Annotated in this window: 29 protein-coding genes and 2 pseudogenes; 10 read left to right on the top strand and 21 right to left on the bottom strand. The window is 50.6% G+C overall.

What is annotated here, in order from left to right:
- Nucleotides 1-2: 2 nt before the first annotated feature.
- The 7 genes from ETEE_RS02265 to ETEE_RS02290 form a co-directional block, all read right to left on the bottom strand.
- Nucleotides 3-290: a hypothetical protein gene (locus ETEE_RS02265; protein ID WP_034162708.1), complete on the bottom strand. Its 288-nt coding sequence runs from the start codon at nt 288-290 to the stop codon at nt 3-5.
- 6 nt (nt 291-296) lie between these two features.
- The gene (gene lysC / locus ETEE_RS21755; RefSeq protein ID WP_225865106.1) at nt 297-596 is read right to left on the bottom strand and encodes an Rz1-like lysis system protein LysC; all 300 of its coding nucleotides are present in this window, start codon (nt 594-596) and stop codon (nt 297-299) included.
- Nucleotides 487-888 (bottom strand): hypothetical protein, encoded by a 402-nt coding sequence (locus ETEE_RS20740; RefSeq protein WP_034171747.1) that lies wholly within the window; start codon nt 886-888, stop codon nt 487-489. The genes lysC and ETEE_RS20740 overlap by 110 nt, the downstream gene beginning before the upstream one ends.
- Nucleotides 889-991: 103 nt before the next feature.
- The gene (locus ETEE_RS02275) at nt 992-1,774 is read right to left on the bottom strand and encodes an antA/AntB antirepressor family protein (RefSeq protein WP_049703962.1); all 783 of its coding nucleotides are present in this window, start codon (nt 1,772-1,774) and stop codon (nt 992-994) included.
- Between the two features lie 189 nt (nt 1,775-1,963).
- The gene (locus ETEE_RS02280) at nt 1,964-2,509 is read right to left on the bottom strand and encodes a glycoside hydrolase family 108 protein (protein WP_034166122.1); all 546 of its coding nucleotides are present in this window, start codon (nt 2,507-2,509) and stop codon (nt 1,964-1,966) included.
- Nucleotides 2,506-2,787 carry a phage holin family protein gene (locus ETEE_RS02285; RefSeq protein ID WP_034162745.1) on the bottom strand — a complete coding sequence of 94 codons (282 nt, stop codon included), beginning with the start codon at nt 2,785-2,787 and terminating at the stop codon, nt 2,506-2,508. Before ETEE_RS02285 ends, ETEE_RS02280 begins: the two co-directional genes overlap by 4 nt.
- Nucleotides 2,784-3,155 carry a phage holin family protein gene (locus ETEE_RS02290; protein ID WP_014526530.1) on the bottom strand — a complete coding sequence of 124 codons (372 nt, stop codon included), beginning with the start codon at nt 3,153-3,155 and terminating at the stop codon, nt 2,784-2,786. Before ETEE_RS02290 ends, ETEE_RS02285 begins: the two co-directional genes overlap by 4 nt.
- Nucleotides 3,156-3,353: 198 nt before the next feature.
- Here ETEE_RS02290 and ETEE_RS02295 point away from each other — a divergent pair, with 198 nt between their 5' ends.
- Nucleotides 3,354-3,632, top strand: a complete 279-nt coding sequence (locus ETEE_RS02295) for a hypothetical protein (protein WP_014526529.1) — start codon at nt 3,354-3,356, stop codon at nt 3,630-3,632.
- A 205-nt stretch (nt 3,633-3,837) separates the two neighbouring features.
- Here the strand turns inward: ETEE_RS02295 and ETEE_RS02300 are convergent, their stop codons facing one another.
- The 11 genes and pseudogenes from ETEE_RS02300 to ETEE_RS02345 all read right to left on the bottom strand — a co-directional run bounded on the left by ETEE_RS02300 (nt 3,838) and on the right by ETEE_RS02345 (nt 9,871).
- Nucleotides 3,838-4,374: a DUF1133 family protein gene (locus ETEE_RS02300; protein ID WP_034166109.1), complete on the bottom strand. Its 537-nt coding sequence runs from the start codon at nt 4,372-4,374 to the stop codon at nt 3,838-3,840.
- A gap of 16 nt (nt 4,375-4,390) precedes the next feature.
- The gene (locus ETEE_RS02305; protein WP_227625198.1) at nt 4,391-5,428 is read right to left on the bottom strand and encodes a DUF968 domain-containing protein; all 1,038 of its coding nucleotides are present in this window, start codon (nt 5,426-5,428) and stop codon (nt 4,391-4,393) included.
- Between the two features lie 20 nt (nt 5,429-5,448).
- Nucleotides 5,449-5,652: pseudogene (locus ETEE_RS02310) on the bottom strand (LexA family protein); the annotation flags it as partial.
- Nucleotides 5,649-6,464, bottom strand: a complete 816-nt coding sequence (locus ETEE_RS02315) for a KilA-N domain-containing protein (RefSeq protein ID WP_034166126.1) — start codon at nt 6,462-6,464, stop codon at nt 5,649-5,651. The pseudogene ETEE_RS02310 and the gene ETEE_RS02315, both read right to left, overlap by 4 nt.
- A 155-nt stretch (nt 6,465-6,619) precedes the next feature.
- Nucleotides 6,620-7,015, bottom strand: a complete 396-nt coding sequence (locus ETEE_RS02320) for a RusA family crossover junction endodeoxyribonuclease (RefSeq protein WP_034172590.1) — start codon at nt 7,013-7,015, stop codon at nt 6,620-6,622.
- Nucleotides 7,012-7,538, bottom strand: a pseudogene (locus ETEE_RS20745) (phage N-6-adenine-methyltransferase). Before ETEE_RS20745 ends, ETEE_RS02320 begins: the two are co-directional and overlap by 4 nt.
- Nucleotides 7,535-7,777, bottom strand: coding sequence for a hypothetical protein (locus ETEE_RS02330; RefSeq protein ID WP_034166015.1), 243 nt, complete (start codon nt 7,775-7,777; stop codon nt 7,535-7,537). Before ETEE_RS02330 ends, ETEE_RS20745 begins: the two are co-directional and overlap by 4 nt.
- Nucleotides 7,774-8,685: a helix-turn-helix domain-containing protein gene (locus ETEE_RS02335; RefSeq protein WP_225865107.1), complete on the bottom strand. Its 912-nt coding sequence runs from the start codon at nt 8,683-8,685 to the stop codon at nt 7,774-7,776. The genes ETEE_RS02330 and ETEE_RS02335 overlap by 4 nt, the downstream gene beginning before the upstream one ends.
- Nucleotides 8,682-8,858, bottom strand: coding sequence for a DUF4222 domain-containing protein (locus ETEE_RS19675; RefSeq protein WP_071881874.1), 177 nt, complete (start codon nt 8,856-8,858; stop codon nt 8,682-8,684). Before ETEE_RS19675 ends, ETEE_RS02335 begins: the two co-directional genes overlap by 4 nt.
- Nucleotides 8,859-9,052: 194 nt before the next feature.
- On the bottom strand, nt 9,053-9,592 hold the full coding sequence (locus ETEE_RS02340; RefSeq protein ID WP_034166017.1) for a YmfL family putative regulatory protein: 540 nt from the start codon (nt 9,590-9,592) through the stop codon (nt 9,053-9,055).
- Between the two features lie 93 nt (nt 9,593-9,685).
- Complete coding sequence (locus tag ETEE_RS02345) at nt 9,686-9,871, bottom strand: Cro/CI family transcriptional regulator (protein WP_034166018.1); 186 nt, start codon at nt 9,869-9,871, stop codon at nt 9,686-9,688.
- Between the two features lie 79 nt (nt 9,872-9,950).
- Here ETEE_RS02345 and ETEE_RS02350 point away from each other — a divergent pair, with 79 nt between their 5' ends.
- Nucleotides 9,951-10,601, top strand: a complete 651-nt coding sequence (locus ETEE_RS02350) for a LexA family protein (RefSeq protein WP_049703850.1) — start codon at nt 9,951-9,953, stop codon at nt 10,599-10,601.
- Between the two features lie 320 nt (nt 10,602-10,921).
- Nucleotides 10,922-11,224 carry a hypothetical protein gene (locus ETEE_RS02355; protein ID WP_034166019.1) on the top strand — a complete coding sequence of 101 codons (303 nt, stop codon included), beginning with the start codon at nt 10,922-10,924 and terminating at the stop codon, nt 11,222-11,224.
- 2 nt (nt 11,225-11,226) lie between these two features.
- Here the strand turns inward: ETEE_RS02355 and ETEE_RS21135 are convergent, their stop codons facing one another.
- Nucleotides 11,227-11,481: a hypothetical protein gene (locus tag ETEE_RS21135; RefSeq protein WP_144242788.1), complete on the bottom strand. Its 255-nt coding sequence runs from the start codon at nt 11,479-11,481 to the stop codon at nt 11,227-11,229.
- A 912-nt stretch (nt 11,482-12,393) separates the two neighbouring features.
- Here ETEE_RS21135 and rdgC point away from each other — a divergent pair.
- On the top strand, nt 12,394-13,332 hold the full coding sequence (gene rdgC, locus ETEE_RS02360) for a recombination-associated protein RdgC (RefSeq protein WP_034172589.1): 939 nt from the start codon (nt 12,394-12,396) through the stop codon (nt 13,330-13,332).
- On the top strand, nt 13,329-13,601 hold the full coding sequence (locus tag ETEE_RS22285; RefSeq protein WP_051905069.1) for an ead/Ea22-like family protein: 273 nt from the start codon (nt 13,329-13,331) through the stop codon (nt 13,599-13,601). The genes rdgC and ETEE_RS22285 overlap by 4 nt, the downstream gene beginning before the upstream one ends.
- Here ETEE_RS22285 and ETEE_RS22290 read toward each other — a convergent pair.
- On the bottom strand, nt 13,596-13,841 hold the full coding sequence (locus tag ETEE_RS22290) for a hypothetical protein (protein ID WP_034172588.1): 246 nt from the start codon (nt 13,839-13,841) through the stop codon (nt 13,596-13,598). The two genes, ETEE_RS22285 and ETEE_RS22290, sit on opposite strands and share 6 nt — an antisense overlap.
- A gap of 163 nt (nt 13,842-14,004) precedes the next feature.
- Between ETEE_RS22290 and ETEE_RS02370 the strand changes: the two genes are divergently transcribed.
- The 5 genes from ETEE_RS02370 (at nt 14,005) to ETEE_RS02385 (ending at nt 16,353) form a co-directional block, all read left to right on the top strand.
- Nucleotides 14,005-14,520, top strand: a complete 516-nt coding sequence (locus ETEE_RS02370; protein WP_034166087.1) for a hypothetical protein — start codon at nt 14,005-14,007, stop codon at nt 14,518-14,520.
- Nucleotide 14,521: 1 nt separating this feature from the next.
- Nucleotides 14,522-14,668 (top strand): hypothetical protein, encoded by a 147-nt coding sequence (locus ETEE_RS21595; protein WP_167549804.1) that lies wholly within the window; start codon nt 14,522-14,524, stop codon nt 14,666-14,668.
- 3 nt (nt 14,669-14,671) lie between these two features.
- Complete coding sequence (locus tag ETEE_RS02375) at nt 14,672-15,271, top strand: hypothetical protein (RefSeq protein WP_051905071.1); 600 nt, start codon at nt 14,672-14,674, stop codon at nt 15,269-15,271.
- A complete protein-coding gene (locus tag ETEE_RS02380; protein WP_034172586.1) occupies nt 15,264-16,067 on the top strand; it encodes a hypothetical protein in 804 nt (267 codons plus the stop codon). The genes ETEE_RS02375 and ETEE_RS02380 overlap by 8 nt, the downstream gene beginning before the upstream one ends.
- An 85-nt stretch (nt 16,068-16,152) precedes the next feature.
- A complete protein-coding gene (locus ETEE_RS02385) occupies nt 16,153-16,353 on the top strand; it encodes a helix-turn-helix transcriptional regulator (RefSeq protein ID WP_034165921.1) in 201 nt (66 codons plus the stop codon).
- Between the two features lie 631 nt (nt 16,354-16,984).
- On the opposite strand, the gene ETEE_RS02390 is transcribed toward ETEE_RS02385, so the two are convergent.
- Nucleotides 16,985-19,660 carry a DEAD/DEAH box helicase gene (locus tag ETEE_RS02390; protein WP_034165920.1) on the bottom strand — a complete coding sequence of 892 codons (2,676 nt, stop codon included), beginning with the start codon at nt 19,658-19,660 and terminating at the stop codon, nt 16,985-16,987.
- Nucleotides 19,661-19,978 lie beyond the last annotated feature (318 nt).

Genomic DNA, 19,978 nt, shown 5'->3' on the forward strand with positions numbered 1-19,978 from the left:
GCTTACTCGTCTTCTACCGTCGCCCCTTCCGGCATTTCGGCACAGCTATAGATAGGACAACCAGGGTGGCAATCATCCTCTGCAGCGACCAGCAGGGATTCATCGAACCAGGACGAAGTTGCACGGCCATCAGCGGCGCGGTAGTGGATGTAATACTGGTTCTCAGCATTGGCATACTGAGCGCGCCCACGCACCTCGCCGAACTCATCACTAACGCGTACATTGACCATCTGATTCAGGTCGAACTTAAACGCCGGGGTGTTTACTGCAATCTGCACTGCTTTCTCCATCATTCATTACCTTATGTTGTCGATATGATTTTTATTGCCTGTTGCAGGAGAGGCGCGCATCAGTTCCACGCGCCGGATCCCCGCCTTATCCGCATTGCACTGACCCAACGCTGATAGCAAGCTGATATTCAAATCCAAGCTGCCCCCCCAGGTCAGCGGATCAGGTACTACCGGTACTGGCGTATCGGCAGTTAACTCAGTGCTGATCGGTGGCACTGGCGCCGGAACGTACACTGTCCGCGTACTGACGCAGCCGCTGAGCAGCGACAGCAGGCACAGGCCGACTAGTGCAATCATCGCCCGCAACAGCCACCGCGATATCTCGCGCGGCTCTCTGTGACTCCAGTGCGATCTGGTGCTTTGCATTTCGATTAGCCTCCACCGCCTGATTCATGATGTTGAGCGTCAGCATCACGTTGTCTGTAATCGCCTGAGCTTCCCCGGCATCACGCTGTGACCATTTGGCCTGCCACGCTCGATCAGCCTCAGCCTTTCCATCTGCATGGCCAGCGGCATAGCGCCAGGACGATAGCCCCCAATACGACAAAGTCACCGCCGCGATTAGCGCCAGTGGCTTCCATAACCGTTCACCAACCATGTAATCCCACCCTTGATAGTGATGACCGATGCGATTTTCTTCGCATCATTCAAGGCCTGAACACTGCCACCGCTATTTTTGTAGTGGCGTTAAACAAAAGCCATCACGAACCCAGGCGCCGCGCCATCCAACGCTGGGATAGTCGGGTTAGCTCAACCTTTCGCTGCAGGTAATCCATCCCCATATCCAGCAGGGTTATATTGGTGCTTTCCAGATAAGACAGATGCTCCAACTGCTCGGCATTCATCGAGTCACGCGGATCCCCAACCAACCCATTCATACCCGCCCATTGCTTCGCAGTAAGGCCTCCCAGGACGATGCGGGAGATCATGTTACTTTCGTTGCTATAGTGGTGAGACTGCGTCGCCTTGCCCTGCTCAGCCCTTACCGATTCCAACGCAGAACACATCGGCTTAAACAGGTTTGCCACTCCGATGCGAGCCTTTAGCTTGCGACGATAGCGCGCGGCGGCCTCTGGGGCGGTGAGCTGTAACGCCTCTTCACACTGGATGAAGTAACGACGGATGGCGCGCCCTTGTTCACTACGCTCAACCATTGCCAGCTCTTTGGCTGTGTTCAGCGTCAACAAGTAATCATGCTCTATTTGTTGGCGAGATTTTGCGCTCGCCCGTTTTGGCGAGCTCAAATTTTCAACAGCGATGTAATCAACTCCAACCACGAAGCCGTATTGGCTAACCCGCCCTTTAACCCAGTTGGTGAAGTCTCGGCCAACCCCCAAAGCACCATGCAGTGCTCTGGCACTCACAATATTGGTTTCACGCTCACCGATCCGGCCACTGACAACAGGAACAATGTCAGCGAACTCATTAACGACATGATGATTGCTTGATGCGTCGGTATAAGAAGATGCTACAGATGTGTTCATATCGATGGTTACCTTATAGAAACAAGCCTCGTTGCCCAGAAACGTCGCCCACAGAGAGGTCGCCACCTATAACGGCGTTTCTCCGAGGCCTGTTTCTATAAGGCTCTGTGTGATTGTTTACGCCGGGCATGGCGCAGATACGAAAAAGCCCCGGCATAGCCGAGGCTCTTGGATACACGTCAGATATGGTTAAGACAGAGCGACCCGCTCACGCAGCCAGCCGTACAGAAACGCCTCGTTAGCTGGTCGCGCCTCTGATAGCTCGATGTAGCGAGCCCCCTGGCAGCAGTTCAGCGCCTTGAGCAATACCGCCTCGCCGTCATGTCCACGCTTTGCGAGATAGGCCCGCAGGGCGTTGGCCGTGCGATTACCGATAACCCCATCTACCTGCAGGTCAGGATAAAGGCGCCCGCTATCGTTCAGGGCGGTAAGGCAACGCTGTAGCATCTTGGCCGCTACCGATGGTCCCATGTTAACGCCAGTATCGAGCAGCTCCGCGGCGACGGGTTGAGAAACGACGTCGATCAGATCAAAGCGTGGGCTTTCCCAATAATCTGCGCGATAGATGCGCAGCGCCTGATCGCGTGACAGCATGCTGATATCACCGGTATAGCCGTTTGCTCGCGCCGTTTTCTCTGTAATACCCCAATTCGTCGGGCCACCACGATCAGCGGGATGGTTAACGTATCCGCCCTCACGCTTGAGTAGCCCATCAAAAATTTCATCTTTGGTCATCGCGAAGCCCCCCGAAATAACTGCATAACATTCCCCTTAGCTCTCATCACCAACGCCATGAAGAACACGTTGATGATCGTCTCGGATATGTCGACAGCGTGATACACGCCGATCAGCACCCGGAACGTCACCGATGCCGACGCCACAATCAGTACATAGGCCAGAGCAGCGCCCAGGCGCTTATGCTGCGAGCCATTACGACGAAACAGCAGCAGCCGCATGGCGATTACCCCGCACACAGCTGCATTGATGTGAAGCAGAAACAGATCGATCGTCACTTGCCACCCCCTTTAAAATTCAGGGGCGGCGGGTTCTTGGCTTTCGAGATGATGAACATTAGCACCCAGATAACGCAGGCACTCGCCACCAACGCGCCGATCGGCTTATCGACTACGACCTGGTCAGGGAGAAACCAATCGATAATCGATGCCGTAAACCCTGCCGCAATAACCCCCATCAGGAACGACACAAAGCCAAAAGCGATGCGCTTCCACGCGGGAAACTCCACAGCCGATAGGACAAACACAACGGCCCCCGCAAACGCCGCAATGACTACGCCAGCGTCCGCACCGGAAAAGATCCCGACAAACGTCACCCCAGCCAACGCCCCGGCAGCCGACCCCGTACCGGTTAGCGGATCACTCATGGATAGCTCCTTTTGTTCGCGCTCAGCGAACGCTGGGCGATAGTTGATTGCTCACCCAGGCAAGCAGAGAGCGCGCCACTAATGGCCACTCATTGGAAAGTAGTATTGGTTATCGCAACCGCTGACGAGCCATGGTTAATCTATACTTTGAAATAGATATTTAAGGTATGGCTGGTTAATCATGGTCTGGGAGGCGGCATGGATTACGAGACGAAATCAGAGTTAGACCAAATAAAAATAATGATGGTTGTCAGAGAGCAGGCCGTTAGCCTTATATTTCACAACATAGTAAAAACAATTGAGCGTATCGACCCATCAGGCCATCTGGTAAGGGAGCTCAAGAGCGACATCAACAATTCACTAACATCATTGCATCACGGTAATGATTTAAAGACATTCATTAACAGGCTAATGGATTATCCAGAAGGAACATCCTCTGGATTTCTGGTTAAAGATAAAAAAAGTTTTCTGGACTGAGCGATGACCTATCGCTTATTGACAAACCAAACCCACGATGCGCGCCCATCGGCATCGTTTTAATCGTATACCAGCACTGCTACGGACAAAAACGAAAAACCCGCTCAATGGCGGGTTAATCAAATTCGTTTCGCTTTTGCTGTCTGCCGAGCCGGCGCAGCTTCGCTAAGCGTATATCAAAATACTAACTTTTTCGGTAAGAATGTCAACTGTCTTTTTTTAACGCATCCCGCAGCGGCTTAAACAGCGCAAACTCAGCAGCCGCTAACCACGCATTCACCCGGTTCTGATGCGTTCTCAGGCACGCGCTAGGGTCTTTCTCATGCCGCTCTACAGCAATCTGATAGCAGCTCTTCCGATGGCAATAATGATCCTTGATTACCCTCAACTGGCCCGTACCTAACACCCTTGCAATCACTCCATCAATCACCACCCCCTCATCATCGCTCAGGAATAAAAGGCTACTGGCAGCGCGATCGCCTTTGATGCAGTCGAAAATGGCCTGCAATTCTTCACTCGTTATTCCTGAACGCACCAGCTGCCGCTTGGCCCTCAGCAATGCTGCTTTTGAGATCGTAGGGTCACAAATCAGCTTTGACAGAATACCAGCAGCCCCTTGGTTACGTCTTACCAGCGCCCAGCGACCCCACATACGCAGGCGCCCCTGCAGCCACACCCGATCCAGAGTCCGCAGTTTCAAATCACTACCATTGGCCGTAGCCACACAATCAGGATAAAACATCAGCTATCTCCACACATTAAGCTGTAAAAATTGCGCCGATACCCAGCGCCCTATTGAGGAATTGCACTAGCAGCTCTATCTGGCTGCCGTGCTGCCGCTCCCAGGTACTGACGTCCCGGTGCAGCTCGTCGTGACACCGCCGGCATAGCGGGATCACATACAGGTCATGGGTCTTGGTTCCGACACCACCCAACCCTAGACCTGAATTGATGATGTGATGCGGATCGTCAGCAGAACTACCGCACCCACTGCACTGCTGAATCTTCACCCAGCGCAAATATGTCGGGCACTCCCAGCGCTGCAGCTTGGGGCGCAGCATAAAGCCTGCCGCCGGTGCTTCATCCGCCGCCAGCTTGATCACCGGCTTCATTTTCTCCTGGGGGATGGAGGCTTCCGCCGCCTTCACCTTGGCAGCCAGAACCCCCTGAGCCGTTGGCCGATCCGGGATGATGGTTGACTCGCTCATCACGCCAGTGATCTCCTCCGGCTCTACGCCAGTGATCCGGCGCGCAATGCCTCCGGGGATCAGGTCAGTGACACCGAACTCCAAGGCCCACCAACACAGCTCTGGCTCAGTCAACTGATGCCCTTCCGGCATCTTGAGCCCACGGCGGGCAGACTCGATCACCCACTCAGCACGGTTTTTCTCGCACAGCTCTATAAACAACTTGCCATCAGTACCGCGCATGGCGTTGTCGCAGGTCCAACACAGCCTGGCTCCACCATGCTCGCCATCGGTATTGGTCAGCTGTATGTCGTGGTATCCATCGCGCACACCTTTCCACTGGCAGTAGTGGAAATTTTCCAAATATTCCGAAAAGTTCATGTACAGGCCCGCAGCTTTCTGCACGCGCTCATGTGCAAAGAAGGGACGCCACACCGGATCCGCCGCGATTAGCTGCTCAGACACCAGTTCGCCGGCGGGGCTGTCATGAAATGCCGCGGGTACATCGGCCAGCATCACGCGCTGGCCATCGGTGAAACGGCGCGTCAGTTTTCCGGTTTTCAGCAGGACAACGCCAGCACTCCGCTGCGGGTACGCGGTAAACAGCATGCGCATTACGCTGTCTCCCGAATCCGAATACCACGAGCAGTACCGCGGATCAGCTCAATGGCGCCACTGCGGCTCAGCGCCTTGAGGTGATCCTCTGCGGCGTTAGGTGAGCGGAAGCCAATCCCCCTGGCAATCTCCGCACGCGTTGGAGGGAAACCGTTAGCAGCGATAAAATCACTGATAAAGCTCAACACACCTTCCTGCTTCTTAGTCAGCACCATCACGCCTGCGCCTCCATCATCATCAGCTTGAGCAGGTCGCCCGCCCTGGAGTCAAAGAAGTGTGGTTGCGTCTCGCGCGGGTTGTTCGGGCTCGTGATGTTCTTCCCGTACTGGCAGCCCCGCGCTGTTACTGCCCAGAACGCCTTAACGCCATTCTTGGCCTTAGCTGAGCAGCTAGGGCGCTCACAGTGCTGAACGATGCCTAACTGCACCAGGCGCCGGTATGCGGCCGGTGTCGATATGGGAATGTTGTGACGCTTCAAAATGGCAGTGAGTGAGCTTGTCGGCCTGCTTGACCCATCGGCGGCATCTGATGGGGCATCGATGGCATAGGCCGGCATCAACTCAGGAATGCCAACGAACTGCTGCAGTTTCTGGTAACCGGCCAGTTTAGAGGAATTGGAGAGATTGAGGGTCTTGGCTGCAGACTCCAAGATCATGATACCCGCCTGCACCTTATCGGCAGCGCAGTTATCCCTGGCAGCAGACTGTATCGCGTCAAATGTGCGAATAACTTTTAGATTAAACGCTGCGCTGATCCACATGGCATACGCGTAGACAAGCTCCTTGCACGCATATGTACCACGGTTGTCACCGCCATTTATTACGCTAGTAGGTTGATTATCCAGCACTCCTGTAATCTCAGGAGTGGCGATTATTTCTCCGATAAGCTCTTTGGTCTGCGCCAGAGCCAGCCAGTTTGTGGGCTGGTGACGCTTTTCGCCACCGGCTGCCCGGTGCAAGTCGTTTAAGCAGAAACGTCCACCAACATCCTGACGAACGCAGATACCATCAATCGAGATCAATTGACTCATCACTACCTCCACACAGTTGATTGTCCCCACATACCCCGGCATGGCTATGCGGTCTGTCTATTCTACTGGATATTAAAACAGCCCGCATGAAAATCTTTTTGTTATATAAGGCATTACAAATAAAATGAAAAATCATGATTGGCATAATTGGCATACTATTTGCCCGTAAGCTTCTTAGGTAACGATAAGATTTGCTGTACCGTGATCTCTACACAGCCGCCCTTTACCACTTCGCCGAACTCGGCCGTCAACCGCTTGACCTGACTATCGTCATGCCAGATGCCGATCTTCGTCATGGAGTCCAACGGTGCTTTGAAAAAATTATCCAGATCACGGCGGGCGCGGGTCGGCGGGTACAGGACAACATGCACAGACAGATCACCGGCCATCGGCACCGGATAGCGGCGCAGCTGCTCCAGTACGCGGGCTCGGCATTCGGTGTGAAATGCTCGCCCTTTGGCGCTAACCAAATGGCGGCCGGCAAGCGGACCCCGCGAGGGGGCGCGCCAGTAGGTGTTAACGCTTGGCGGAAACGGAAGGTACAGCCTCACGCCGCACTCCTTACTGGACGGCCTATAGCCTCCAGCGTTGATTTTGAGACGGTCGTTATCATGCGGCGAGAGTTAGTGAACGGACGCCAAATCAGTAGCATTGACCCCTTGCTATTCCCCTTCTGCTCCGCTCCCGTCACAGCATGGACAAAGTTGACACGGCCACCGGTGATCACCCTCACCTCATCGACTGTTTTCAGCGCTTCGCTGAACCAGCCACGCTCATATCCTCCGGGACTAGCATCACTACCGTCTGGATCTGCCGCGCGCTCTGCTCTGCCGCTTTAGCGACCCAAGGCCCGATCTTGCTGTATGGCGGGTTACACCAGACAGCTCCAGCGCTATCCCACTCACACCCCAGGGCGTTGTCTGCCTCGGTCAGATATTTAACGCACAGGGCGTTGCTCTCTGACGCCGCTGCATCCAGCCAGAAGCCGAACTCGAGATCTAACGCATCGAATAACCATAGCGGGGTCTGCCAACAGTCCTTGGCCTCTGCCGGGGTATTGGATTTAACGCTCACAGTACGCCCCCTACGCAGTTGTCATAGTCCATACGCGGATCCCCGCTGGTACGCTGCACACAGCGCACACGGCGCGATAGCTCGTTACGGCGCTCCACAACACCGCCGATCTGTGACGCACTGGCGCACATGGCCGCCGCGGTCAGCTCAGTGATCGCCCTACGGTAAAACCCACGCGATGCCAACGACTCCGCACGCTCGCAGTGTGCTGTGGCCATAGCCGATTTTTTTATGCTCATGCTGCCTCCCCTGCTGCGCCCTGGCGCTGCTCAACTTCGGTCCAGATACTGTTCCAGCGCTTCTGCGCCCACTCCGGTGACATCTTGCTGATGTTTGCCATGCTGGCCGCCTTACGGGCTGCCAGCTCCAGTGCTGACGGCTCACGCAGTGGTAGACCGGATCCGATAAACCGGCGGAACGCAGCATCACGCAGCGTGGTATCTCCTGCCGTCTCGGACTTGGATCGTTGCCCGCGATTGCCGGCGAACTTCTTGGCATTGCGCAGCCAGGTGTTGAATGCGGCGGGCCAGCTTTTGAACGTGGTCCCTTTGGCTAGGTGATAATCACAGAACTGGGCGAGCTCCAGATCGATATCAACGCCAAACTCACTGGCCATAGCTCGGTGAGAATCACTCGGTTTGAAATCGTCAGGCAGTTGCGTAGCCCTTTTAATTTTCCTGTCGGATGTTTGTTTTTCCCCAATAGGTTCTATGACTGGTTCTAACTGATAGGTTCTGGTGTCATCTGACGGCACAGGGGTCTGCCACGTGGCGGCACAGGGGGTGTCGCCTGATGACATAGCTGTGCTTTTTGACGACATAGGGGCTATGCTTTTTGACGGCACAGGGGGTGTGCTTTCTGCTGACATAGGGGTATTCAAGTTCAGGTAATAAACGTTCGATTTATTACCCTTCCCGTTGTTATTCCCGATGCGGTTCTCTTTCACCAATACGCCCATACCTATTAGTGCTTCAATGTGCGTTCTCACCGCGCTCTTGCTGCATTCACAGTGATCGGCGATGTGCTGATATGACGGCCAGCACTCCCCGTTGTCATTGGCATTGTCGGCCAGCTTGATAAGGACAAGCTTACGGACAGGATTCCCAACCTTAATCGCCATGGCCTTTGCCATCAGAGTCATACTCACGCCGCATCCCTCCGAAAACGGGCGTTAAACACGATCAGGGCCGCGTTAATCGTCCACTCATACCCCTTCAGTTGATATGCCACCCGCTGCTTATCAGCGCATGTGGATACCACACGCACGGTATGGCCATAGCGATCTTTGTACATATGGCCAACCCTCGGAAACTTAGCCATGCACCCTCCCGTTCCCGTAAAACTCACCCCACGCCGCATCAACCGCTGCACGACCGACTACCAAACCCTGGCGCTGTTGGTTGTTGCCGTGTCTATTAGACGCCGCTACGATTTGCTCATAGCTCAGGCGGCCACCAACAATCCGGCACCGAAATTGCGTTGATGGACGTTTTGGGTTTAAAATGTTCATGCGTTTATCTCCACACAGAGTTATGCGCAACCGACGCACAGGGACGGCATTCCCTGTGCGTCACCCCTTCCATTGAAAACAACCACGAATTATTGACTGGCGCCCCATACAGAACCGAATGGGCGTAGAAGTGCATCGCAAAGCATCCCACCGAAGCCATAAATAACGACGCCAAATCAGCAAACTCATCAGCGCAGATAACGCCATCAGAAGCCGCTTCTCGTTGTGCTTTCGCTAACTCACCACTGGCTATAGCATTGCGCTGTGCATAGTCATACAGCTCTACGTTGTCGATCTGCTCTGGTGCTGGAACCTCAAAGGTGGCATTCCCAACGCGAGCCGAACTGTACTCTGCAAACAGTTTCGTCCCCGACAAATCCTCCATCAGCTCTATCTCCGCCAACGTGAAGAACCGGCTAGCGCACTTCTGATCCAGGCGGTTGCGGAACGCGTCATAGGTCATGCCAAGCTGTGTGGCCATCGCCTTTTGGCCACCAGGAAATGCCTTGCACATCTCTTTGATCGTTGTCTTGATGTCTACCATCTCTTCTTCCCCTTGGTGGGTATGCTGTTCTATCGATTGCAACTAAACTGAAATCATCACGTTCTATATCTGTCCGTTAAAGAGCGGTGGTGCTTAGGCGATTTTTTTATAAAAATCCTTTGAGTACTTCAGTTTTCCCTTGGTGATTTGGTGAACGAGAAGCGCAGCACGCTCAGGAATCACCCCTTTCCACTGAGAGACAGCAGAGTCACTGACCTGCAAAGCCTTCGCTACTGCATGCTGGCTACCGAAGTGCTCAATAACTGCTTTCTTGAGCATGTTTACCTCCATATTTAAGTATTCTTTAATTATCGATATAAAGGATTCTTAAGTCAACAAGATTTAAGATGTCTTAACTATGAAAAGCGAAACCATGGGGTCCCGCATCCATAAGCGGAGGAAAGAGCTGAAGCTAAGTCAGGTGTCTTTAAGTAAGGTGGTTGGTGTCTCTAACGTTGCCATCTCTCAATGGGAGCGTGATGAGACATCCCCACGGGGAGATGCCCTCCTGAACTTGGCTGAGGCCTTACAGTGCAGCGCCGAATACCTGGTTAATGGTGGCGATGTAGATCACAACATTGAATTCAGAAAGGAGAGAACGCAGAAAGGGATGTACCCAGTGATCAGCTGGGTAAGTGCTGGGCAATGGAGTGAGGCAATAGAGGCATATCCAATAATGGCTGTAGACAGGTGGTATGGAACTACAGAGGAATGCCACGCATCATCGTTCTGGCTAGATGTTAAGGGGGATTCAATGACATCTCCTGTGGGATTGAGCATCCCAGAGGGTATGGCGATTCTCGTTGATCCAGAAGCAGCCCCGGATAACGGAAAATTAGTAGTGGCAAAACTAGTTAATGACAATGAAGCAACGTTCAAAAAACTGGTCATCGATTCAGGGCGGAGATTCCTCAAGCCGCTAAACCCGCAATACCCAATGATAGAGATCAACGGGAACTGCCAGATCATCGGCGTTGTCGTTGATGCCAAGATTACCAACCTCCCATAACACTGCGCCCCGCGGGGCGCCATCAACATAAAACCCCACCCCGCAAAACCAATCACACAAAAATATTTAAGTTTTCTTTACGAATACCTTGACGTGCATTTTAAGTTGTCTTAAAGTTTACTCATCGGGACGGAACACTACAACTCGATGACCGCTTAGACTCACAGGCTGATATCAGCAGATGTGACGAGTGCGAGGGGTAAAACGCATGTGGAAGCATGGGTGTGACCAGTCTGATAGCCATCCACATAGGCATTTGTGAGTGTCTATGTGGATGACAAGTAGTGCTACCTACAGCGATGTGAAGATGAGGAGGAGTTATGGAACAGCAAGAACCACAAGTGATAGCTGGCAACATGTCAAATGACGACCTGCTTAAGTGGATGGAAGAAAAGGTTAGTGCTGCTAACAGCCTTGCGTGTGCTCTTTATAAAAAGAGAGAACTACTGCAAAAATTGGAGTGCATTGAAGTGAGAATTACCGAGCTTACTAAAAATGCAGCAGTGGATATCTTTGTTCTTCGGGCGGATGTTACAGAGAAAAAAAAGACCCATAATGAAAATGGGCCTTTAAATATCGCTCAAAACAACATTGAGCTCAATGATGTAACGATAGCATCATAATGCTATAGTTCTAGATGAACATGAGAAATAGATTCCAGCATAAATTGCTTTGCATATTCCACATCTTCATCTGTAAATGAACCATCACGTGCAGACATAGTTGTATTATTGATTATTTCAATAATTTGATCACAATTTCCAGTACCAACAACCAGCGCATTAATGACACGGGCCATAATATGCTGGGCTACAAACATTTTTCTTAAATTTTGATCGATTATCTCAATTCGTTCATTAACGCTGTAACTGCTAGACATTGCTTAACCTCATATCTTGGTTGTGTAGGAACACCCAAGATACCACTGCCGCCTGAGGTGGTAAAACGACCAGGCTCTAATTTATGTGTGGAGATAGCGCCGAACCGGCGGCACCGTAGGGAAACCGAGCGCGGATATCCGGATAAATTACCATTGCCTTGTATCAATTGGCGGCCCCGGCAGCATCAACACCAGGGCGCTTCTCGGGTCGCAGCCCTTTTTACAGCAGCATGAGTATTTGGCCTCCAGGGGCGTTGGCTGAGTGCTCATCCTGCTGTACTACGGGAAACCAACGGCCAGCTGGCGGTGCCGTTATAACACCGGCAGTGCTCTCTTCATTGTGGTGAATGCGCAGGCTGATGCGCTCCAGTTTCTGCCGTAACTCGCTGTATGCAGGTGAGACCGTGATGACGCAGAAGAAACGTGGCTGAACACACTGTATCGGGCGACTAATACCGCCAATGCCGGGATCAGCTCCGGCCACCACAACGAACAAATGAGGGGGTCATATGTGAAAGTAAAACGGATAGACCGCAGCAGCCGAAAGGTGGCAATGGCAGGGTAGTAACCTGCTCCCGAGTCTCCGCGTAGAGAGCCAGCTTTGCATCTGGTGAGGGTTAAATGAGAAAAGAAGCACCGGTGTCGACGCGTAACAGCCAATTGCGCACTGGTTAGATCCAACGGGGAGCAGAGACGAACCGGGGTGACTACTCAAGGGCATGAGCGCGGCCACTGCGTAAAGTGGCACACACAGAGAAGGGTTCTGGCTAACCTTAACTTAAGTATGAAGTGAGTTATTCAGTCTATCCGGCTAGAGCTCTTCTCTGTGTGAATCCCTTAGATGCCAATCGTGTTGATTATCCGTAATCAGCGCCGGGGACACTCGTACCTAAAAAATGTGTGGAGATAACGATGAAACTTGCTCAAATCAAAAATGCCATCGCCTATAAGGCGACGCTCCCTAACACTGAGAACCTGCTGACTCACATGCAGGAGCAGCTGTTCACCGATGTTATAGAAACGGCGTTCCATGGATATGGCTTCGTGGCCAATGATATTACCGGTGAGATGATCACCCCGATTACTGGCGGGTTCTCTTTCACTATTCGCTACGATGAAAAAGTAATCCCGGCGAAAGCGATCGTCGCCAAACTCAGCGAACGCATTGCGGAGCTACAGGCAAAGAATTTGCTGGGTGAGAAAATTAGCCGTCCGGTGAAAAACGAACTCAAGCAAGCGGTCTTAGCCGAAATGTGCAAGACGGCATTTGTAAAAACAACGCTTCTTACCTGCTACTACAACGAGGGAAACCACCTTCTGTTTGTAGATACGCCAAGCGCGAATATGGCCAACATGTGCATGCACCTATTGGTAAAGGTCACCGGGTCCGTTAAAACCGAAACTATCAATATCAGCGACCCTAAGCACGGCCTGACAACTCGCCTGGAAAACTATCTGAAAAATGACATGCAGCCGTTTGACGGATTCACCGTCGGAAACATGGTGCAGCTCGGGCGCATGAATGGTCAAAAAGAGGTGATCACATACTCTGAAACGGAGCTCACCTCAATCTCTGATGAGATCCTGGAAAAATTATCTGCATGCTTCACCGTCGAAAAACTTCGCCTGGTATTCAATGGCGACATCACGTTCGTACTCACTAATAAATTTCACTTTAAGCAGATCAACCTCCTGTCAGATCCAGCCTATGAGGATGATGACGATCTCCCCTATATCTGGCGCCATGAGGCAGGGCTAAAGCTATTCCTCCTGTCCAATATCGTCCTCGGCCTTGTTTCTGTTCTTGAGTACAAAGACGACGCTGAGAAAAGCACGGAGGCGTCAGCATGAGCCAGGTAGACAAACAGGCGCTGCGTGAAGCGGCGGTAAACGCCAAAATAGCCGGAGAGGCCCCGGTTATACCTTTCGATCAGCGGATCGACGCACTGAATTCGTTCACAAAGCTCCTTACCCCAACTACGGCTATCGCACTGCTGGATGAAAACGAGGCGCTGGTGCGCGCCAACTCGGCCCAGGACGATCACATCAATCAACAGCAAGGCCGTATCGACCGACTTGAGAAAGGCATCTATGAGGCCGCCAAGCAAATCAGTTCATAGCGCCGGATTGCCAAACAGAATATCGCTGAGCGAGAAAAAGATATTGCTGAACTTTGTGCGTCCCGCCAACGCATAGCGGAGCTGGAAGATGAAAAAGAGTACATCAGCAAACGCTTTAAAGAGGCCGATCTGATAGTCGGGAGAAACCTGATCGCCATGCGGGCGGCAATTATAGAGTGGCGAGCCACTGGCGATGCCAAGAGCGGAATGGCGTGGATTTTTAACACTCTGATTGGGCATGGTGAATTACCAAGTGAAAACGAGAAAAACGCACAAGCTTATTTCGACCGAGAGGATGATCAGATCGATAAGGAAATGATGGATCTTCATAAGTGGTTCTGGGAGCGCAGCAAGCGCATCGAAGCAGAGCGCGGCTGCTGGCGCCAGTAAGGGGGAGTGAGGCATGAGTTATTCAACAGTGGTTTCAGTATGGCCCGGCGAAAAATCAGAGGAACTGGAAGAGTTGCAGAACGCTTATGGTAGTGGTCCGGTCATCTGGAATGACATGGCTGTACGCTATCTCGGTATGGCCAGGAACTCTTACACCTGGGAGATCGATAAAGTCTGGCCTTTACCTAAACGCATGGATATCCCAGAACATAATCGCGCTGTGCTGGCGATGACGTACGACAACATGATCGTCGTTCGAGAAGACTATGCCCGCGCTGCGCAATGCATTCGCCAGTATCTAATTGATTTCCCCGCGGACGAAAGATACGTCAATCACTGGCCTCGAATTGCTGAAATTTTCGAGAGCAATCCTGAATCACCAGCAATCGGTTTATGGCTCACATCTGTTTGCGAAAACCCATTTACTGGGGAATGGAATGAAGATGCTGATGAGTACGATCAGCCAGATTGGTCGAAATACTGGAATGTATTTGAATGGCTGGACGCTGGCACCAGTAAGGGGGAGTGAGATGACTGACATACAAAAGGGGTTCTGGAAAGAGTGGGGGCGCCTGTGCCGATTGTGTGGCAAACGCCACACCCGAACCTACGTCGGCACGCCGAAATTCCACTACGGCGCACTAAGCAAAGCCCAACAGATAAAATGGATTGACTAACCCATGACCACTATTACCAAAGAACAATTAATTAAATTACTCCAGCATAGAATTTCGGTGGCCGCCAAATATCCAGATATAGAAGAGGCGCAAATTGATGCAACTGTTTTTAAAATCGCACTGGCATCCGTGGAGGCTGATCCGGTGGCGTATGTCGACCCGGTCGCTTTCCATAACTTTAGCGCCTATCGTTCTGGCAAAACTGATAACAAGCACATGGGCAGAGAATGGATGTGGGCCAATCCAGACGCAGGGCTTATTCCTGTTTACACCGTCCCGCCCGCGCCGGTATCGGATCCTGCAGTAAGCGACAATTCTATTCATGATTTGTTTTTGCGGGCAAAGTCGCTGATGTACCAATCAGGCGGCTCGCCAATCGAAAACTCACTAAATCCTGTTGACGCATGGCTGTTTGAAGCAGAACGAGCAGACATGCTACAGGCCGAGCCTATAAGCCCCGATGCCGAGGAGCCTGATGACACCGTTTTTACCTGCCCGCGCTGCGGCCGCCGAAGCAGTCGACCCAACGGGGAACACTACTGCCACCCTCTCGCTGCGGCTGCCAGAGAAACCGCGCCAAAGGAGGAGACCAGCAATGGCTAACTCATTCAAGAAAATGTGCAAAAAAGGCGGACCGATTAGCCGCCGTGACAGCGGCATGCTTATCAAACTAGATGATATCCACGTACAGGAAGGGTTTAACAAGCGTGTCGATGATGAGCGGACACAGCAAGCTGATGAGGATCTATTTCAGTTCCTGTTCTCCGGCGGAACGGTGCCGCCGCTTGAGGTCCGTCCACGCGATGAGGGCGGTGTATGGGTCGTAGAGGGGCACCGCCGCATTCGAGCGTATCGCCGGGTAAGAGAGGCTGGCAAACCCATCGAACTGATCGCCATTGCTCCCTTCACGGGTAGCGATGTGGAGCGCGTAGCGCGCATCATGACCAGCAACAACCAGCTGCCGCTGACGCAGTTCGAACAAAGCCTCGTTGTGAAGGAGCTGGCCGCGTTCAATCTGACACCGGATGAGATCGCCAAGCTGATCCACAAAAGCCGCGCAACCGTAGACAAACTGCTGATCCTCAGCGCGTCGAATTACGACGTACAGCAGCTGGTGAAAGATGGCGAGGTGGCAATGGATGTGGCAGTCGATCGCGTGAAGGAGCACGGGGAGAGCGCCGGGGATGTACTGCAGGAGGATGTGAAGCGGGCGAAAGCCCAGGGAAAAAAGAAAGTCACCCGCAGCGTCACCGGCAGCCAGTTTAGCGCAATACGCGCACGCCGGCTGGTCGAGCTGCTCAGCGATGCCGAGATCGATGGGGATGGACGCACCCTGGTCCTGCGGGAAGGGGTTGGTGAAGAGGTGCTGAAGATTATCAACGAATACATGCATAGATAGATCTGCTGGCGCAGACGCACTGAACACTTAGGCAATCAGATCAGGAAAAAATGACAGGTTCGATTCCCTGTCCGGAGATAAAATCATGACACATAATATGACCCCAGATTCGCTCGTTGATTTGAAATTCATCATGGCGGATACTGGCTTCGGGAAAACCTTCATTTATGACCGAGTGAAGGATGGCACCTTGGTAAAACCAGAGAAGATTCATGGACGTTCGCGCTGGCGTTATAGCGACCACTGCGAATTTAAGAATCGCCTCCTATCCAGCTCAAATGGGTAAAATTGCGGGTAAAAAGTTTAACGAACACATAAAAACCCAATTATATCAAATCCCTGCATATCAACTTCGGCGTATGCAGGGAACGCCATGCGCACCGCGCCTGAAGTCCGCCGAACCCATCACGTCTCCAGAGAATCAGTAAAACAGCTTCAATACTGGATGGTTAATCTTTCACCTCGAGCGCTGCAGCGCTTTGTCGACTTGAGTTTTAGACCGATAGCCGGTCTATATGCAGCTCAAATCCCCCTAGCGCCAGCCAACGAGAAAAGGCGTCAATACCGAGATAAAAACGCCGCTTCAGGATGAAATCTCGCACCAGGCCACTAAACGCTCCGCGCTGAAAGTCTTCAGTGACAACACGTGAGCGCCTTGGCAACATCGACTGCCAAGTACCTTGAAGATCCCCCCGTAGCCAATCAGTATCAGAGAGACTACATTGATGACTAGAAAAAATGCTCACCGCTGCGTAATAACAGAAACGACCATTCTCCGCATCAAGCTACTATCCGGAGCGCATCTGAATTTGCATGACGCTCCGAAATATACTGTAAATTCTCCTTCATCCCCCGCTGCCGGCAAGGCTTCGTCACTAACGACTTATTAACACATTACCTTGCTCTTTTACTTATTTTTAGTGCAATAGACCTGACAGAAACGTTCCCAGTTTACCTTCTATATTACTGTCGGTCGTACATAGTCTGAGCAGGGGCAGGTTGCATTTCTTCAATATGCTGTTCTTAAGTTCATCGCGCTCAATCTGTGAGCTTTCCAGATGATATCCGCCATCTACTTCAATAACACCCAACGGGGTCTTACCAACCTTATAGTAAATTACAAAATCACAGCTGGCCCGGTTATGCATAAATGACAGTTCTCTAGGGCTAAATTCACCTAGCTCCAACGACACCAACTGGTTCAACGCTATCTGTGAATGGAACATCATGCTTCGATAGCTATCCAGTGACAATTTATCCCGCAACAGACTAGCAACAATCTGCTCTGACTTAAAACACGAATCATCTGGATCCAACTGAATATTCAACCGTTCCAGTGATTTATCATATTCGCTATACAGCAAGTCAAATGCAGATATCACTGGGCTCTCAAAAATATCTTCATCGTTAGCATAATATTTAATATGACGAATCAGTGCAGCAATATGCTTGCCGTGACTTTCAAAAACACCATCTCCAGTCACCAATGTAAATTTGTTTCGAGCCCTGGAAACCGCGACGTTCACCAAATTAGGGTCATCAACAAACATAATATTCCTACTTTGCTGACTGCTACATTTTTTATCCAGTACGGTTGAGAAAACGATCTCATCACACTCTCTCCCTTGAAATTTATGCACCGTCGATTTCACAAAATCAACAGGCAGAACAGTTTCCGCTAAATTAATCTGTGCATTATAGGGGGCAATGTATCCTCTGCTACTTTTTTCATCCCAGTAATGTCCCTCTATCGACTCAAGCTCTCTGAAATTAGAAAAATTACGAGTATGGTTTCCTTTTGCCGTAATCACCAAAGATAATGATGATTCCCCTGAGTCTGTCGTCAGCGGAATCAGTGTATTGTCATAAAACTGCTTATTACAGAATTGAATTATTTTAGGGTGGCAACGATAATGTTCTTTCAGAAGCGTTACCGGTGTAGTTTCCCGAAAAAGCATACAGATAGAATCTAGAAGGCTGTTCTTCACACAGTCATAGTATTCTGCTGGGGGAGTGCTTGAGCTAACTATAGGAACATGCGGAAGCTGCTTGCGATCCCCGACCACAATCACGTTTCGGGCACATCCTAGACCTAAGATACCTGGAACAATATCCTGCTGAGAGGCCTCATCAATAATCACATAATCAAGAATAGCGCCCTTTCCAATAGAATTAATAATAGAATGGGTACTACTACCGATAATAGGAAAGCGTTTTATAAAACGATCAAAGTGATCTCTATATGTTTCCGCAGCAAATGACTTTTCTGGTGGGATACTCTTCCGCAAACACCACTTTAAATAAATCATCGATAACGATGTAAGCTGATCCAACAAATTATTAAAATCAGACGCTGCCAAGATTTCATTATATTTATCTAGAGAGCCTTGTTTTTCTTGGATGGCTTTTTCATAAAATGAAAGTTGCAGCGAGGTAAAAATTGCCAGCCTTTTCTCCTGATCATTCAGCGGTTTTATTCTCAAAATCCTAAAATTCAGCAGCAAATCAATTCTATTTTTAAGCCCAATCCGCCGTCCAGAGAGATAATGAATATAAGCCATCAGGTCAGCCGTTTTCCGAGAAGACAATCGGTAACTACGAGCAAAAGACTCCTCCGCTAGATGGTTTTCCCCCTGCCATTGCTGCAAGTATTTATGTTCAACACTCAGCTCGTCAATTTCTGCTTTCAACAGAGCAACCTGATTAATCGCATTCAGATGTTTTTTCACCTGTTGAAACACATCATCAATTACATGTATTGGTGGAGTATCTAATAAATTCTCTTCAGGAATCAAAGATGGCATAGAAAAGAAATGCTGTCTACTCTCTGAACTCCCCAGCCGGGCTATCAGATATCCCAGCCCTTGCTTATCCATTTTTTCATAAACATTACTGACAGCTGTGTTATTGTTAGATAAAATTGCCACTGTTTTATTCTGAATCAATATATTAGCAACAATATTAAGAATGGTCTGCGTTTTGCCGGTTCCTGGTGGTCCTTCAATAACAGAGAGTTGTGAAGAAAATGCCCGTTCGACTGCCAGCAACTGACTTTCATTAAGACCGAACGGGAAAATCAAACTCTCCGAAAAATCACGCTCTTTACTCTGCCCTGAACAGTATGCATGCAAGGCCGTATCAGGATGAGGAACAATTCTCTTTATCTGACGAAGGACATTCTCAGCAATACTCCTATCGTTTCCACGAGCATCACTAATACGCTCTTCAGCTATACGACAAAAATAGTCAAACACGGCATGCTCTGTAAAATTCGAACACGTCTGAAAATTAATCCCAGCGGTTTTCATAATGTAGGGTTTTTCATTTCCAGAATAGTAAACAACTGCATATTTATTGCCATAGAGAACAACCCGCTCAGCCCGAGATGTTATAGCAAATCCTTTCCGTTCAAGAAACACATTGTGCAGGGTGCTAGTCGGCGTTATCTGGCATACGGAAAGCGGACGAGTATATTTTTTTCCGCTACGGAAATGACAGGTCAGCATAACCTCTCGGTTATCATATCCAGACCATAAAGTCCAATCTGAAATTTTATTGGTTTTATTTTCCCCGTCAACGCAAATCGTAACCATATTATCATCCAATCATCATTGATTAACTTACGGAAAAACCGTTAAAGACACGCTGAGAGCTTATCCTAAATGAAGTTGACCATTTTCTCTTTTAGCGCCAAACCACTTTACCCGCCGATGGATAACCTGGATTATTCTATCTCGTAGGTTATTTCACCCGACCGGATCACTCATTTCTGAATATAGCGCTCTCAGCAGAGGCTCTTACCCAAGGATGCCGCGTCCAAACCTCGTCAGGCCCATTCCCCAGCCTGGGCTAAAATAGCGCACGGGATACATCCCGGCAGCAGCCCATTCATCCCTATCATATGTTCGCAT

This window comes from Edwardsiella anguillarum ET080813, from assembly GCF_000264765.2.
Classification (GTDB): Bacteria; Pseudomonadota; Gammaproteobacteria; order Enterobacterales; family Enterobacteriaceae; genus Edwardsiella; species Edwardsiella anguillarum.

Coding starts and splice junctions, on each gene's coding strand:
- ETEE_RS02370 (WP_034166087.1), top strand. CDS start 14,005: ATGAGTTATTCAACAGTGGTTTCAGTATGGCCCGGCGAAAAATCAGAG.
- ETEE_RS02265 (WP_034162708.1), bottom strand. CDS start 290: ATGGAGAAAGCAGTGCAGATTGCAGTAAACACCCCGGCGTTTAAGTTC.
- ETEE_RS21135 (WP_144242788.1), bottom strand. CDS start 11,481: ATGTCTAGCAGTTACAGCGTTAATGAACGAATTGAGATAATCGATCAA.
- ETEE_RS02330 (WP_034166015.1), bottom strand. CDS start 7,777: ATGAGCATAAAAAAATCGGCTATGGCCACAGCACACTGCGAGCGTGCG.
- ETEE_RS22285 (WP_051905069.1), top strand. CDS start 13,329: ATGAGCCAGGTAGACAAACAGGCGCTGCGTGAAGCGGCGGTAAACGCC.
- ETEE_RS02350 (WP_049703850.1), top strand. CDS start 9,951: ATGAAAAGCGAAACCATGGGGTCCCGCATCCATAAGCGGAGGAAAGAG.
- ETEE_RS02355 (WP_034166019.1), top strand. CDS start 10,922: ATGGAACAGCAAGAACCACAAGTGATAGCTGGCAACATGTCAAATGAC.
- ETEE_RS02380 (WP_034172586.1), top strand. CDS start 15,264: ATGGCTAACTCATTCAAGAAAATGTGCAAAAAAGGCGGACCGATTAGC.
- ETEE_RS02385 (WP_034165921.1), top strand. CDS start 16,153: ATGACACATAATATGACCCCAGATTCGCTCGTTGATTTGAAATTCATC.
- ETEE_RS02340 (WP_034166017.1), bottom strand. CDS start 9,592: ATGGTAGACATCAAGACAACGATCAAAGAGATGTGCAAGGCATTTCCT.
- rdgC (WP_034172589.1), top strand. CDS start 12,394: ATGAAACTTGCTCAAATCAAAAATGCCATCGCCTATAAGGCGACGCTC.
- ETEE_RS19675 (WP_071881874.1), bottom strand. CDS start 8,858: ATGGCTAAGTTTCCGAGGGTTGGCCATATGTACAAAGATCGCTATGGC.
- ETEE_RS02300 (WP_034166109.1), bottom strand. CDS start 4,374: ATGTTTTATCCTGATTGTGTGGCTACGGCCAATGGTAGTGATTTGAAA.
- ETEE_RS02280 (WP_034166122.1), bottom strand. CDS start 2,509: ATGACCAAAGATGAAATTTTTGATGGGCTACTCAAGCGTGAGGGCGGA.
- ETEE_RS02290 (WP_014526530.1), bottom strand. CDS start 3,155: ATGAGTGATCCGCTAACCGGTACGGGGTCGGCTGCCGGGGCGTTGGCT.
- ETEE_RS21595 (WP_167549804.1), top strand. CDS start 14,522: ATGACTGACATACAAAAGGGGTTCTGGAAAGAGTGGGGGCGCCTGTGC.
- ETEE_RS02295 (WP_014526529.1), top strand. CDS start 3,354: ATGGATTACGAGACGAAATCAGAGTTAGACCAAATAAAAATAATGATG.
- ETEE_RS02375 (WP_051905071.1), top strand. CDS start 14,672: ATGACCACTATTACCAAAGAACAATTAATTAAATTACTCCAGCATAGA.
- ETEE_RS02315 (WP_034166126.1), bottom strand. CDS start 6,464: ATGAGTCAATTGATCTCGATTGATGGTATCTGCGTTCGTCAGGATGTT.
- ETEE_RS02305 (WP_227625198.1), bottom strand. CDS start 5,428: ATGCTGTTTACCGCGTACCCGCAGCGGAGTGCTGGCGTTGTCCTGCTG.
- ETEE_RS22290 (WP_034172588.1), bottom strand. CDS start 13,841: ATGCCCAATCAGAGTGTTAAAAATCCACGCCATTCCGCTCTTGGCATC.
- ETEE_RS20740 (WP_034171747.1), bottom strand. CDS start 888: ATGGTTGGTGAACGGTTATGGAAGCCACTGGCGCTAATCGCGGCGGTG.
- ETEE_RS02390 (WP_034165920.1), bottom strand. CDS start 19,660: ATGGTTACGATTTGCGTTGACGGGGAAAATAAAACCAATAAAATTTCA.
- ETEE_RS02345 (WP_034166018.1), bottom strand. CDS start 9,871: ATGCTCAAGAAAGCAGTTATTGAGCACTTCGGTAGCCAGCATGCAGTA.
- ETEE_RS02275 (WP_049703962.1), bottom strand. CDS start 1,774: ATGAACACATCTGTAGCATCTTCTTATACCGACGCATCAAGCAATCAT.